This window comes from Ruegeria sp. BH6 (genome assembly GCF_056538105.1).
The window spans coordinates 344020-356649 of sequence record NZ_JBQFSR010000002.1 but is presented as its reverse complement, the minus strand read 5'-3'; the positions used below and the strand labels follow the sequence as shown (position 1 = coordinate 356649).

At 58.9% G+C, this 12630-nt stretch carries 13 protein-coding genes; 11 read left to right on the top strand and 2 right to left on the bottom strand.

Annotated elements, in window-relative coordinates:
* The first annotated feature begins 112 nt into the window (after positions 1-112).
* From ACR0B8_RS06990 to mltG, 4 genes are all read left to right on the top strand, one after another.
* Positions 113-652 (top strand): GNAT family N-acetyltransferase, encoded by a 540-nt coding sequence (locus tag ACR0B8_RS06990; protein ID WP_170359006.1) that lies wholly within the window; start codon positions 113-115, stop codon positions 650-652.
* 119 nt (positions 653-771) lie between these two features.
* Complete coding sequence (locus ACR0B8_RS06985) at positions 772-1515, top strand: 1-(5-phosphoribosyl)-5-[(5-phosphoribosylamino)methylideneamino]imidazole-4-carboxamide isomerase (protein WP_170349071.1); 744 nt, start codon at positions 772-774, stop codon at positions 1513-1515.
* 204 nt (positions 1516-1719) lie between these two features.
* On the top strand, positions 1720-2985 hold the full coding sequence (fabF, locus tag ACR0B8_RS06980) for a beta-ketoacyl-ACP synthase II (protein ID WP_170349070.1): 1266 nt from the start codon (positions 1720-1722) through the stop codon (positions 2983-2985).
* Positions 2986-4146 carry an endolytic transglycosylase MltG gene (mltG, locus tag ACR0B8_RS06975; protein WP_480658090.1) on the top strand — a complete coding sequence of 387 codons (1161 nt, stop codon included), beginning with the start codon at positions 2986-2988 and terminating at the stop codon, positions 4144-4146. It abuts the gene before it with no gap.
* 39 nt (positions 4147-4185) lie between these two features.
* Here mltG and ACR0B8_RS06970 read toward each other — a convergent pair whose 3' ends face one another.
* Together ACR0B8_RS06970 and ACR0B8_RS06965 are read right to left on the bottom strand one after the other, a co-directional pair.
* Entirely contained in the window at positions 4186-5442 is a 1257-nt protein-coding gene (locus ACR0B8_RS06970; RefSeq protein ID WP_170359002.1) for a DEAD/DEAH box helicase, read from the bottom strand.
* 296 nt (positions 5443-5738) lie between these two features.
* Entirely contained in the window at positions 5739-6275 is a 537-nt protein-coding gene (locus ACR0B8_RS06965; protein WP_170359000.1) for a winged helix-turn-helix transcriptional regulator, read from the bottom strand.
* Positions 6276-6314: 39 nt separating this feature from the next.
* On the opposite strand from ACR0B8_RS06965, the gene ACR0B8_RS06960 reads away from it, so the two are divergent.
* From ACR0B8_RS06960 to ACR0B8_RS06930, 7 genes are all read left to right on the top strand, one after another.
* Entirely contained in the window at positions 6315-6689 is a 375-nt protein-coding gene (locus ACR0B8_RS06960; RefSeq protein ID WP_170358997.1) for a VOC family protein, read from the top strand.
* A gap of 434 nt (positions 6690-7123) precedes the next feature.
* Entirely contained in the window at positions 7124-8494 is a 1371-nt protein-coding gene (locus tag ACR0B8_RS06955; RefSeq protein WP_170359340.1) for a DNA-packaging protein, read from the top strand.
* 80 nt (positions 8495-8574) lie between these two features.
* Positions 8575-9108 carry a hypothetical protein gene (locus tag ACR0B8_RS06950; RefSeq protein ID WP_170358995.1) on the top strand — a complete coding sequence of 178 codons (534 nt, stop codon included), beginning with the start codon at positions 8575-8577 and terminating at the stop codon, positions 9106-9108.
* A 210-nt stretch (positions 9109-9318) separates the two neighbouring features.
* Positions 9319-10488 (top strand): phage portal protein, encoded by a 1170-nt coding sequence (locus ACR0B8_RS06945; protein ID WP_226688312.1) that lies wholly within the window; start codon positions 9319-9321, stop codon positions 10486-10488.
* Complete coding sequence (locus ACR0B8_RS06940) at positions 10481-10699, top strand: GTA head formation protein, RCAP_rcc01685 family (RefSeq protein WP_058280601.1); 219 nt, start codon at positions 10481-10483, stop codon at positions 10697-10699. The genes ACR0B8_RS06945 and ACR0B8_RS06940 overlap by 8 nt, the downstream gene beginning before the upstream one ends.
* Positions 10700-10725: 26 nt before the next feature.
* Positions 10726-11271, top strand: a complete 546-nt coding sequence (locus ACR0B8_RS06935; RefSeq protein WP_226688313.1) for an HK97 family phage prohead protease — start codon at positions 10726-10728, stop codon at positions 11269-11271.
* A 34-nt stretch (positions 11272-11305) separates the two neighbouring features.
* On the top strand, positions 11306-12484 hold the full coding sequence (locus tag ACR0B8_RS06930) for a phage major capsid protein (RefSeq protein WP_226688314.1): 1179 nt from the start codon (positions 11306-11308) through the stop codon (positions 12482-12484).
* Positions 12485-12630 lie beyond the last annotated feature (146 nt).

The following is a 12630-nucleotide window of genomic DNA, read 5'->3' as shown; positions in this document are numbered from 1 at the left end:
TTCCGGGCAACGGAGGCGCCGTTTTTTATGCTCGAAACAAATTCACTCTTGCTTGACGCTTTTCCGCTAAGCACTGTCTGAATAGAGGCAATTTTTTCCGAGCGGGCAGGGCATGATACGATCCACCCCGACGATAAACACGGCGCGCTTGATGCTTTGCGCCATGCGTCCCGAAGATTTTAACCGGTTCGCCGAGATCTGGCGCAACCCGTGCATCGTGCGGCATATCGGTGGCAAACCAAGGTCGCGTGGTGAGGCGTGGGATTCATTCCTGCGCAATGCCGGGCACTGGCAGATGGCCGGGTTCGGGCATTGGGCGGTTTTGCAGCAATCGAATCGCCAGATGATCGGTCAGGCTGGTTTTTTCTACGGCAACCGCTCGATGGGTGAAGATTTCGACAGTTACCCCGAAGCCGGATGGATTTTGGTACCCGAAGCGCAGGGGCAGGGTTTGGGCATAGAAGCGGCCCAAGCGGCGCATGATTGGTTCGACCGCATCATGCCTGGGCCCTTGGTTGCAATGGTAAATTCGGCCAATGCCGTCTCGCAGAAACTGGCTGAGAAGCTGGGATATGTGCCGATGCGCGAAGATAAGTACAACGGGTCTGATGTTGTATTGCTGCGCCGGAATGGCCCTCCGAAACGTCACTAGTTTTCAATCGCGGCAATGCCGCAAAATGTCCTCAGTTTGCCGAAACTGGTAAAATCCGGGATCGGTCCGGTGTGTATGGTACACTGGATTGACATGCGATTGAGCGAAGGAGCGGGCTCATGAGGATTTACCCTACTATGGAACTGCAGAACGGCCGGTGCGTGACGCTGGACAAGGGCCGTCTGGACAATGCCATGATCTGGCACGTGGACCCGGTTGAAACAGCGCGCAGCTGGTCGGCCGCCGGGGCCGAATGGATGCAGCTGACGGATTTCGACGCGATCGAAGGCCGTGACACCAATGCCGAGCTGGTGGAGGAAATCATCCGCTCGGCTGAAATGCCGGTGCAATTGGCCGGTGGGATGCGCGCGCGCGAACATGTCGAACATTGGATCGACAAAGGGGCCGGGCGGGTCGTCATCGGTACCTTGGCTGCGCGCGACCCGATCTTGGTAAAGGAATTGGCCAAGTTTTATCCGGATCAGATCGTTCTGGCGGTTGATGTCTGGCAGGGCTTTGTCATGACCGAAGGTTGGCGCAGTCAAAGCGCCTTTACCCCCGAAGCCTTTATCGAAGCGTTCGCGGACACCCCGTTCGCGGGTATTGTGGTGACGGATATCGACAGTGACATGGAAGATGTCGAAGCGCAGTTGGGGCTGATCTCGGGTCTTGCGGAAAAGTCCCGTACCCCCGTTATCGCCAGCGGTGTGGTGCGCACGGCGGACGATATCTCGCGCTTGGCCTATATCCACAACATCTCGGGCGCGATTGTCGGGCGGGCGCTGTTCCGCAAATCGCTGAGCCTGGAAGATGCGCTGGAAGTTGCCAAAACCGCGCACGAGCCAGTGGCGCAGTTCCAGTAAAAGACAAGTCACCCGGAAATCGCCTTTTGCCCCGTGCGGGCAGAAGGCGGTTTTTCATTTCTGAACCCTTCCAAGGGTGACAGGCGGATTTTCTATCGGTTTTGGCGGGATGATGCCGGAAGGGATTGCGCCGTGGCTCTTGCCCCCGGCCCCCACGCCGGGGTATGAGCGGTTCTCAAATAGGAAGCAGGCAAGAGGCATTTCATGCGCAGAGTCGTTGTAACCGGTCTGGGATTGGTCACTCCGTTGGCCAGTGGGGTCGAGGAAAGCTGGTCACGGCTGCTGGACGGAGAATCCGGCGCGGGCCCGATCACGCAGTTCGATGCTGAGGCGAGCGGGGTCACCACGACCTATGCCTGCGAAGTGCCCCGTGGCGATGGTACGAACGGTACGTTCAATCCCGACGATTGGATGCCACCGAAAGAGCAGCGCAAGATTGAGGACTTTATCCTGTATTCCATCGCTGCGGCTGATATGGCCTGCCAGGATGCGAATTGGCTGCCTGAGAATGAAGAAGATCGCCTGCGCACTGGGGTTCTGATCGGCTCGGGTATCGGTGGGCTGGGTTCTATCGCGAACACGGCCAATCTGATCCGTGACAAGGGTCCGCGCCGCGTGTCGCCCTTCTTTATCCCTGGCGCGCTGATTAACTTGGCCTCGGGTCAGGTCTCGATCCGTCATGGGTTTAAAGGGCCGAACCATTCGGTTGTTACCGCCTGTTCGACCGGAGCACATGCCATTGGCGATGCCAGCCGTATCATCCGTGCCGGTGACGCGGATGTCATGGTTGCAGGTGGCGGCGAGGGTTGCATCTGTGAGATTGGCATTGCGGGCTTTAACGCGTGCAAGGCGCTGTCGACCAAGTATGCCGACGACCCTAAGAAAGCCAGCCGCCCTTATGACGTCGACCGCGACGGGTTCGTAATGGGTGAAGGCGCAGGCATTGTCGTGCTGGAAGAATACGAACATGCCAAGGCGCGCGGTGCGAAGATTTACGCCGAGGTTCTGGGCTATGGCATGTCCGGTGACGCCTATCACATCACCGCACCGTCCGAGGACGGCGACGGGGCAGAGCGTTCCATGAAAGCCGCACTGCGCAGTGCCGGGCTAGAGCCAAAGGATCTGGATTATATCAACGCGCATGGGACTTCGACCATGGCGGATACGATCGAGCTGGGCGCGGTGGAGCGTCTATTGGGCGATCATGCGGGCAACGCAACCATGTCTTCAACCAAATCGGCCACGGGTCACTTGCTGGGCGCGGCTGGCGCGATCGAGGCGATCTTCTCGATCCTGGCGATCCGCGATCAGGTGGCTCCGCCGACGATCAACCTGGACAACCCGGCGGTTGAGACACCGATTGACCTGGCGCCGAATGCCAAACGCGAGCGTGAGATCAACGTGGCCTTGTCGAACTCGTTCGGGTTTGGCGGCACCAATGCCAGCGTGATCTTCGGAAAGGCCAGCTAAATGTGGCGGGCTTTGGCATCAAACGCGCTGACCATCCTGGTGGTCGGCCTGTTTCTGATCGGCGGTCTGATCCTTTGGGGGCAATCGCAGTACAAGGCCGAAGGCCCGCTGGAAACCGCCATGTGCCTACAGGTGAAAAGCGGCTCGAATATGACTCGCGTCAGCCAGCAGCTTGCAGATGAGGGTGCCATCAGCAGCGCCATGATCTTCCGGATGGGTGCGGATTACACTGACAAGGCGCAGCAGCTGAAAGCGGGCAGTTTTCTGGTTCGCGAAGGCGCATCGATGGCGCAGATCATCGACGATATCACCAGCAGCGGTGCCAGCACCTGTGGATCCGAGATTGAATATCGCGTTGGTGTCACACGGGTACAGACCCGCGTGCGAGAGCTGAACCCGGCCACCTTGGAGTTTGTCGAAATTGCGAGTTTCGAGGCTGGTGAAGAGGAAGCCCCTGCTGAATACGTTGAAAAACGTCAGGACTCCGATACGCGGTATCGTGTTTCGGTGGCTGAGGGCGTGACCTCTTGGCAGGTGGTCGAGGCGCTTAAGGGCATTGACGCCCTGACCGGTGAGGTGTCCGAAATTCCGGCCGAGGGCATGTTGGCGCCCGACAGCTATGAGCTGGCCCCAGGTGATGACCGGGCCGCTGTGTTACAGGACATGCAGACGAAGCAACAGTTGCGGATCAACGCGGTTTGGGAAAGCCGGCAGAACGATTTGCCGATTAGCAGCCCAGAGGAGATGTTGATCCTTGCCTCGATTATAGAGAAAGAGACCGGCGTTCCACATGAGCGCGGCCAAGTGGCCAGTGTGTTCGTGAACAGACTTGAAAAAGGCATGAAGCTGCAGACAGACCCGACAGTGATCTATGGTGTCACCAAGGGACAAGGTGTGCTAGGCCGTGGCCTGCGCCGCAGTGAGTTGCGCCGTGCAACCCCTTGGAATACTTATGTGATTGACGGTTTGCCGCCCACGCCGATCGCCAATCCTGGCCTCGCGAGCCTTGAGGCCGCAGTGGCCCCAGACAGTACAGACTATGTGTTCTTTGTTGCAGACGGAACTGGCGGGCACGCGTTTGCGGAAACTCTGGAAGAGCACAACCGCAACGTCGTCAAATGGCGAGAAATAGAAGCTGAGAGAAACAGCTCGAGCAACTAAGAAAAGGGCCGCGTCAAAAAACGCGGCCCTTTCTTTTTCTTATGCAGCGGGACGTCTGCGGGGGCGGCGACGTTTTGACGACGCAGGTTTCGACGTCGAATTCGCTCCGTGCGGTTTGCGCCCCCGGAACCCACCACGATTGCGCGGTTTTTTGGGCTCGGCGTATTCAGGCATGGTACCGCTGGCGACCGGAATTTCGATCTTCATCAGCTTTTGAATCTGCAGCAGCTGGTCCAGCTCATCGGGCGCGCAGAAGGCAATGGCTTCGCCTTCACGACCGGCACGGGCCGTGCGGCCAATGCGATGGACATAATTGTCTGGCACCTCGGGCAGGTCATAGTTGATCACATAGGCGACGCCGGGAATGTCGATGCCACGTGCCGCCACGTCGGTGGCAACCAGTACATTGATCTCACCGGCGCGGAACGCCTTGATTGCGCGATCGCGCTGTCCTTGGCTTTTATTTCCGTGGATCGATGCCGCGTTGAAGCCATCGGCCACAAGGCCTTTCATCAGCTTTTCTGCGCCGTGTTTTGTGCGGGCGAAGACCAACGTCAGGGCGTCCATGTCAGCGGACAGAATTTCGCGCAGTTTTTGCGGCTTTTCTCCTCGGCTGAGGAAATGCACAGACTGCGTAATCTTGTCTGCCGCCTTACCCGGAGGTGAAACCTGTACCCGCTGCGGGTTGGTCAGGTAGGATTGGCTGAGTTCCTCCATCTGCTTCGGCATGGTGGCGGAGAACAACATGGTTTGACGCGGTGTGCCCAGTGCAGGTGCGATTTTACGCAGGGCGTGGATAAAGCCCATGTCCAACATCTGGTCAGCTTCATCCAACACCAGATGACGCACTGAACTGAGGTCAACGGCACCGCGTTCCATCAGGTCGATCAGGCGGCCCGGCGTAGCGACCAGAATATCAGTGCCTCGCGACAGGAACGAGATCTGTTTGCCAATGGATTGTCCGCCAACCACAGTGGCCACGCGCAGTTTCGTCTTTTGCGTCAGATTGCGCAGGCTTTCCGCGATCTGGTTCACCAGTTCGCGGGTGGGGGCGAGGATCAAAGCCTTCACCGTTTTCGGCGCAGGTTTGCCCGGTTGCGCCAGCAGATGATCAATCAGAGGCAAGCCAAAGGCCAAGGTCTTGCCGGTGCCAGTCTGGGCCAGCCCAAGAATATCATGCCCGTTCAGCGCCAGCGGAATGGCCTGGTTTTGGATCGGCGTAGGTTGGGTAAAATTGGCGCGTTTCAGCGCGTCGTTCAGGGCGGGCGCGAGGCCCAGCATGTCAAAGTCGAACAAATAACTATCCTTTGCAGCCCTCGGTATTAACCCAAAGGCAAGTCGTCACGGGCCGCATCTGCGACCGGCAGGGGTTGTACGAGACCTCGGGAAATGCAGGCGGCTCCTGCACCATCCGGTCGTCGCATCAAGAACCCTGCGTGATGGGGAACTATGGGTGGATCGGGCGCTGTGGGGCTGTTGATGGCCCGATTGCTCACGCGGCAGCGCTGTTTCATGGGCACATGCGGGTTGAGAGGTCGAATGTCAAGCTATTGGGCAGGGTTTTCTATGTCCTGTACGACGGTGTTGCTTGATTACTGACCCAACCCGACGGCCTGATGGATGGCAAAACCGGTTTTGACCGCGCGATAGGTCGGGAAGGGCATCCGCCCCGAGGTCTCAATATCGCGCTGGATCCAGTCGTGATCCTCTAACTGATGCAATGAGGCGGATAAGGCACGATCGGTGATGGTGATCAGATCCGACCTGATCGCCGAAAAGCGATGCGGGGTGCCGGTTAGGGCCAGGATAGGAACGGTCCACGACTTTCGAAGAAGCTTGTGCGTGGCGTCATCCGGGGCAACCTGAATGATCGCGCTGGCGATACGCGCGGCTTGGGTGCCTGCGGGGGTGAGGCGAAATTCGGGGCGTAGGGGATGGCCATGGCCGGGGTTACGCTCGAGCAGTTCGAGTTGGACGAGGTGATCGAGACTGGCCGCGAAGGCCGTTCGACTGGCGCTGGTTGCGGCGAGTAAAGGGGCTTGTCGCCCAGAAACACCGGAATGCATCAGCGCCAGAATGTTCAGTGACCATGCGCGGGAGGTGAGCTTGACAAGTAGAGTTATGTCCATAAAGTATAGTAACTATATTTAAATACAAAGGAAAGTTCCATGCCGCATGTTTCGTTAAAAAACACGATCACGTTTGCGATTTCAGTCAGGGATCGTCACGTCAGTGCGGATTGGTATCGTGACATGCTTGGGTTCGAACTTACCCATCACATCGATGAAGCCGGGTGGAGCGAAATGCGCACCAACGTGGACGGAGTGACATTGGGTCTGGGAGAACAGGCCGAGCCGTCACCGGGCAATTGCGTTCCGGTCTATGAAGTTGGTGATATTGCCACGGCGCGTGGTGCGCTGGAAGCTGCCGGGGTGGCGTTTGATGGCCCGACGGAAACGATCGAGGGGATGGTCAGCACGGCCACATTCTATGATCCGGATCGCAATGCGATGATGCTGGCGCAAGATTTGACGGGCGGTTAATCTTAACACAGCGTACGATTGTTGTTGCGTTCGATGTTGCGTAACACATTGACTTTGCGTTCTTAATCACGTAGAAGTTATGTCATGCTAGAAGAAGTGGGCGACGGCCCCGGGGCGACCCGGTGGCCGTTTTTCGTTTCTCTCGTGCGGAGAAAACTCACGCATGAGGTCACAGGCAAACATGACTTTGATTACCCCGGAAGAGCGGATTTCTCAGACGGCTGACTTGTTGCAGTCCCTTGAAAGATCCATTCGCGATCTGCGCCAAGCAGCGGAAGAACTGCGCCAGCAGATTGGTGCCGGGGAGGATGCAGACCTTGCCGGAGCAGGCAAGCAACTGGGGCAGCTAGAGGGGCTGATCCGAAGTTGTCAGAAAGTGGAGACAAGCTTTGTCGAACAACATCACAGACAAGCCGGAATTGCCCAAGGAGGGTATGCGCTCGACCTTGAGCGCGCTCGATTTGAAATCGGGTGCAGGTTGGCTCGCCTCCGCAGATGCTGCGGTTCGGGAGAGATTTCTGAGTGAGATCGGGGAGGGGGGGCTGTGTGCCCTCCCTTTCCTGTTTGAGTTTTGGGCGCTGCCGCATCAGTTGCCGCCCGAGGGTGATTGGCGATCCTGGGTGATCATGGGCGGACGTGGCGCGGGCAAGACACGGGCTGGATCCGAATGGGTGCGGTCGATGGTCGAGGGGGCGAAACCGCTGGATCGGGGTGAGGCCCGCCGTGTGGCTTTGGTTGGAGAGACCTTCGATCAGGTGCGCGATGTCATGATTTTTGGTGACAGCGGGATATTGCGATGTTCGCCCCCGGACAGGCGACCCAGTTGGAAGGCATCTGAACGCAAGTTGATCTGGCCCAATGGGGCTGAGGCACAGGCATTTTCGGCAAATGATCCCGAAGGGTTGCGGGGACCCCAGTTCGATGCAGCTTGGGTGGATGAACTGGCCAAATGGAAAAAGGCCGGGGAAACCTGGGATATGCTGCAATTTGCGCTGAGATTGGGTGAGCGGCCGCGGGTCTGTGTGACGACCACGCCGCGGAATGTGAAGGTTTTGAAGGAGTTGCTGGCGTCGCCTTCAACGGTGCACACGCACGCGCCGACCGAGGCGAACCGGGCAAATCTGGCCGCATCGTTTCTGGACGAAGTGCGCGCGCGCTATGCAGGCACGCGGCTGGGACGGCAGGAGTTGGATGGCGTATTGCTGTCGGATGCCGAGGGGGCGCTCTGGACCGGTTCGATGCTCGAGGCGGCACGGTGCGCGCAGGTGCCCGAATTGGATCGCATCGTGGTGGCGCTGGACCCGGCTGTGACGTCTGGTTCAGATGCGGATGCCTGCGGGATCGTGGTCGTGGGGGCTCAGGTGCAGGGGTCGCCCGAGGAGTGGCGCGCCTATGTGCTGGCCGACCGCACGGTGCAGGGTGTTGGCCCGGCGGGCTGGGCGCAGGCGGCGATTGACGCGATGGATGAGTTCGGGGCCGAACGGCTGGTGGCCGAGGTCAATCAGGGCGGGCAACTGGTCGAAGAGGTTGTGCGGCAGGTGGACCCTCTGGTGCCCTATCGCGCGGTTCGGGCCTCCCGCGGCAAGGTCGCCCGGGCCGAGCCTGTAGCGGCGCTGTACGAACAGGGGCGTGTGGCGCATGTCTCGGGGTTGGATGCGCTGGAGGAACAGATGTGCCAGATGACCGCGCGGGGCTTTGAGGGGCAGGGCTCGCCCGACCGGGTCGACGCGCTGGTCTGGGCGCTGCATGAGCTGGTGGTGGGGCCTGCGGGGGCGTATCGGCGGCCTAGGGTGCGGAGTTTGTAGCCGCAGCGAATAGGGAACATTGACTGCACTCCCGAATAGGTTGCAGATGCGCAGAAGTTTTTCATGCGTAGGAGCAAATTGTGACCGCTGGTTCTTCTACCCTTTCGCTGTCAGGTCTACCTATCGGCTTTGAGGCCACAGGTGCCGATGCACTATTGGAACTGTTTCGCAAAGAACGCGACCCGGACCTCTGGCATTTATGCGTGACCAAAATGAACCCTGATACGGGGGCGGTCTATTCGCTGGGTACTTGGCTGATTAAACAACCCGACGTCGATAGAGCGACAGTCATGTTTTTGTTGAACATGTTTTATTGGGGCGTCGAACGCAACGGTGAACAAATTTATCCCGTTTACGCCGGCGATAACAACCACGAACGGGAGGCTTTCGATCTTGCTATTGATCGTCTACGTCGTGACGATTTTTCTCGCGCAGAACTGAACACTCCAAGACTTTTCAAAGCAAACGAAGTCGAGGCAAGAGACTTTGAACCCAAAGTGCTTTTGAACGGTCAATCGGGACGTGAGCCCAAAACACCTTGGAAGGTGTTTGATGAACAGGCAGTGGTATATGATCCTCATGATACCATCATCTCAAAGTATGCGATGTACTAATAGTCGCTCAACCCAAACTCTAGAAAACCCGAAAAAATGGCAGCGGGGCACCGCTGTCATAAAAGTTATTGCATTGAGTTAATCAGCCCAAGCCGTATTCACTAAGACCCGTTGCCCAAACCCCGTACGCCCCATTCCCGCGGCTTAAACTTCTTTCCCTCATAAATCCTTTCAACAAGCCGGGCAGAGCGGCGGCAGAAAGGAGCACAGATGGTATTCGATTTCTTGCGTCGTGGATCGGCTGGCGAGGCGCCCGAGGTGAAGGCGAGCGCGGCGGGGCCTGTGGTGGCGTGGCAGACGGGCGGGCGCGTGGCGTGGAGCCCGCGGGACGCGGTATCGCTGACGCGGACGGGGTTTTCGGGGAACCCGGTGGGGTTTCGCTCGGTTAAGTTGATTGCCGAGGCGGCGGCGGCATTACCACTGGTGTTGCAGGACCGTGAACAGCGCTATGAGACGCATCCGATGTTGACCCTCATGCGTCGTCCGAACGCAGCGCAGGGGCGGGCCGAGTTGATGGAGACCGTGTTCGGTCAGCTACTTCTGTCCGGCAACGCCTATATCGAGGCGGTACAGGCCGAAGACGGGCTGCCGGTTGAACTACATGTGCTGCGCTCGGACCGGATGAGCGTGGTGCCGGGCGCGGATGGCTGGCCCAAGGCGTATGACTATAGCGTCGGTGGCAAGACGCATCGTTTTTCGGCTGAAGTCATCTGTCACATAAAGTCCTTTCACCCGCAGGATGACCACTATGGATTTTCGCCGATGCAGGCGGCGGCTATGGCGATTGATGTGCATAACAGCGCGTCTCGGTGGTCGAAATCGCTGTTGGATAATGCGGCGCGGCCTTCGGGGGCGCTGGTGTGGAAAGGCGATGGCCATGGGGTGATGGCCGAAGATCAATTCCGGCGTCTGTCAGACGAGATTGAGCAGAACTATCGCGGGGCGCGCAATGCTGGTCGTCCGATGGTTCTGGAAGGGGGGCTGGATTGGAAGCCGATGGGCTTTTCCCCTTCGGACATGGAGTTTCAAAAGACCAAGGAAGCCGCCGCCCGCGAGATCGCGCTGGCCTTTGGGGTCCCGCCAATGTTGCTGGGAATTCAGGGCGACGCGACCTATTCGAACTATCAGGAGGCCAACCGGGCGTTTTATCGCCTGACCGTTCTGCCCCTGGTGACGCGGGTGGCGGCGGCAGTGTCAGAGTGGCTCTCGGGCTTTTCTGGCGAGGATTTGATGCTGAAACCCGATCTGGATCAGGTGCCCGCGTTGGCTACCGAACGTGATGCGCATTGGGCCCGCGTCAGTCGTGCCGATTTCCTGACAGATGCCGAGAAGCGGTCTTTGCTGGGGTTGCCGGCACTGGCGGAGGATGCGGATGGCTGAAGGGTATCCGCCATTCGATTGCGCGCCGGGCTTGCGTCTGGCTGCGCATGAACGGGTGGCCGAGATTCAGCATGCGCACCTGTGCAAACGGTTGGATCAGATCGAAGAAATGATGGAGCGGTTAGAGCGCCGGTTGTGGCTGACGGTCTACGGTGTGGCCGCAGTGATCCTGGCACAGGCGTTTCAGTCGTTTTTGTCGGTAACACCATGAGTTCAGAGGCTTACGAGGAGTTGTTCATGGATTTGGAGCATAAGTTTGCGCGGTTCGGCGATGGGCTGTCTGTGTCCGAGGATGCAGTGATCGAAGGTTATGCCAGCCTGTTCGGTCAGGTCGATCAGGGTCGTGACGTGGTGCAGAAAGGCGCCTATCGCGCGTCCCTGGACGGGCTGTTGAAGGCCGGTCAGCGGGTCAAGATGCTGTGGCAGCACGACCCGGCGCAACCAATCGGCGTTTGGGACGAAGTGCGCGAAGACGATAAGGGCCTGTGGGTCAAGGGTCGTCTGCTGGAAAGCACACAAAAGGGTCGCGAGGCGGCGGAGTTGATCCGGGCGGGTGCCATGGACGGTCTGTCGATTGGCTATCGCACTAAGCGAGCCGTGAAGAATGGCAAGGGCCAGCGGGTCCTGACGGAACTGGAGCTTTGGGAGGTATCGCTTGTGACTTTCCCGATGCTGCCCAGTGCGCGGGTGGCGGCAAAGGGGGCGACCCTGGATGCCGAAGAAACCCTGCGCAGTATTGCCGAGGTGTTCAACGACGCCCGGCAGGAGCTGGCGCGACCCTAGCGCGCCTCAAACCCACCCAAGAATGGAAGTGCTGATGAGCAAGACCGAGACCCCGGCCTTGACCGGAGAGGGTGCGCCCCTGGTTCAGGAGGTGAAGCAGGCGATGGCTGGCTTCGTGAATGAATTCAAGGGCCTGAAGGCTGAAGTGAAAACCAAACTGCAACAGACAGAAGAGCGACTGACTATGCTGGATCGTAAATCAACCATCGCGGCACGCCCGCATCTTGCTGCCTCGATCACCGAAGGCGCACCGCACCAAAAGGCTTTTGACGCTTATGTGCGTTCGGGTGACGATGACGGCCTGCGTGGGCTGGATATGGAGGCCAAGTCGCTGACCAGTGCGGTCAACAGCGATGGCGGTTACCTAGTTGATCCGCAAACCGCCGAGATCATCAAATCGGTGCTGAAATCCACCGCCTCGATCCGTTCGATCGCCTCGGTCGTGAATGTCGAAGCGAACTCGTTCGATGTGCTGATCGACCACACCGATGTGGGTGCGGGATGGGCGGATGAGGCCTCGAACGCGAACGAGACTGCGACTCCATCGATTGACCGCATCTCAATCGCGCTGCACGAGCTGAGCGCGCTGCCCAAGGCCTCGCAGCGCCTGTTGGATGACAGCGCCTTTGACGTCGAAGGTTGGCTGGCCGGTCGTATCGCTGACAAGTTTGCCCGCGCCGAGGCGTCGGCGTTTATCAGTGGCGATGGTGTCGACAAGCCGAAGGGCATTCTGGATCACGCCAAGGTTGACAATGACGTATGGGAATGGGGCAATATCGGCTACGTTCCGACAGGCATTGATGGCGGTGTTGAGGCGGATGCCATTGTTGATGTTGTCTATGCGCTGGGCGCGCAGTACCGGGTCAATGGTACTTTCGTGATGAATTCCAAAACTGCCGGCCTGATCCGTAAGTTGAAAGACAGTGATGGTCGCTTCCTGTGGTCTGACGGACTGGCCGCCGGTGAGCCCGCGCGCCTGATGGGTTATCCGGTGCTGATTGCCGAGGACATGCCGGATGCAGCCTCTGACAGTTTCTCGATCGCTTTTGGTGATTTCCAGGCAGGATACACCATCGCCGAACGCCCCGATCTGCGCGTTCTGCGCGACCCGTTCAGCGCCAAACCACACGTCCTCTTCTATGCGACCAAACGCGTCGGCGGCGACGTGAGCGACTTTGCCGCAATCAAACTGGTGAAATTCGGCACTGCCTAAGCGGTGGCGGATCCGGGGGCTGGGTAACCGGCCCCTCGGGCGGCGGGTACGGGCCGGGGTGAGATCCCCTGCGTTGTCTAGCTGCTCCCCTCCGTCCGAGCAACGTGGGGCGGCGCGTGCCTGCCAATTTCCTGAAGTGACGACCC

Bases quoted from the DNA above. Each gene is read 5' to 3' on its own strand.
- ACR0B8_RS06955 (WP_170359340.1), top strand. From the start codon at position 7,124: ATGCGCTCGACCTTGAGCGCGCTCGATTTGAAATCGGGTGCAGGTTGG.
- ACR0B8_RS06930 (WP_226688314.1), top strand. From the start codon at position 11,306: ATGAGCAAGACCGAGACCCCGGCCTTGACCGGAGAGGGTGCGCCCCTG.
- ACR0B8_RS06960 (WP_170358997.1), top strand. From the start codon at position 6,315: ATGCCGCATGTTTCGTTAAAAAACACGATCACGTTTGCGATTTCAGTC.
- fabF (WP_170349070.1), top strand. From the start codon at position 1,720: ATGCGCAGAGTCGTTGTAACCGGTCTGGGATTGGTCACTCCGTTGGCC.
- ACR0B8_RS06965 (WP_170359000.1), bottom strand. From the start codon at position 6,275: ATGGACATAACTCTACTTGTCAAGCTCACCTCCCGCGCATGGTCACTG.
- ACR0B8_RS06940 (WP_058280601.1), top strand. From the start codon at position 10,481: ATGGCTGAAGGGTATCCGCCATTCGATTGCGCGCCGGGCTTGCGTCTG.
- ACR0B8_RS06990 (WP_170359006.1), top strand. From the start codon at position 113: ATGATACGATCCACCCCGACGATAAACACGGCGCGCTTGATGCTTTGC.
- ACR0B8_RS06985 (WP_170349071.1), top strand. From the start codon at position 772: ATGAGGATTTACCCTACTATGGAACTGCAGAACGGCCGGTGCGTGACG.
- ACR0B8_RS06945 (WP_226688312.1), top strand. From the start codon at position 9,319: ATGGTATTCGATTTCTTGCGTCGTGGATCGGCTGGCGAGGCGCCCGAG.
- ACR0B8_RS06935 (WP_226688313.1), top strand. From the start codon at position 10,726: ATGGATTTGGAGCATAAGTTTGCGCGGTTCGGCGATGGGCTGTCTGTG.
- mltG (WP_480658090.1), top strand. From the start codon at position 2,986: ATGTGGCGGGCTTTGGCATCAAACGCGCTGACCATCCTGGTGGTCGGC.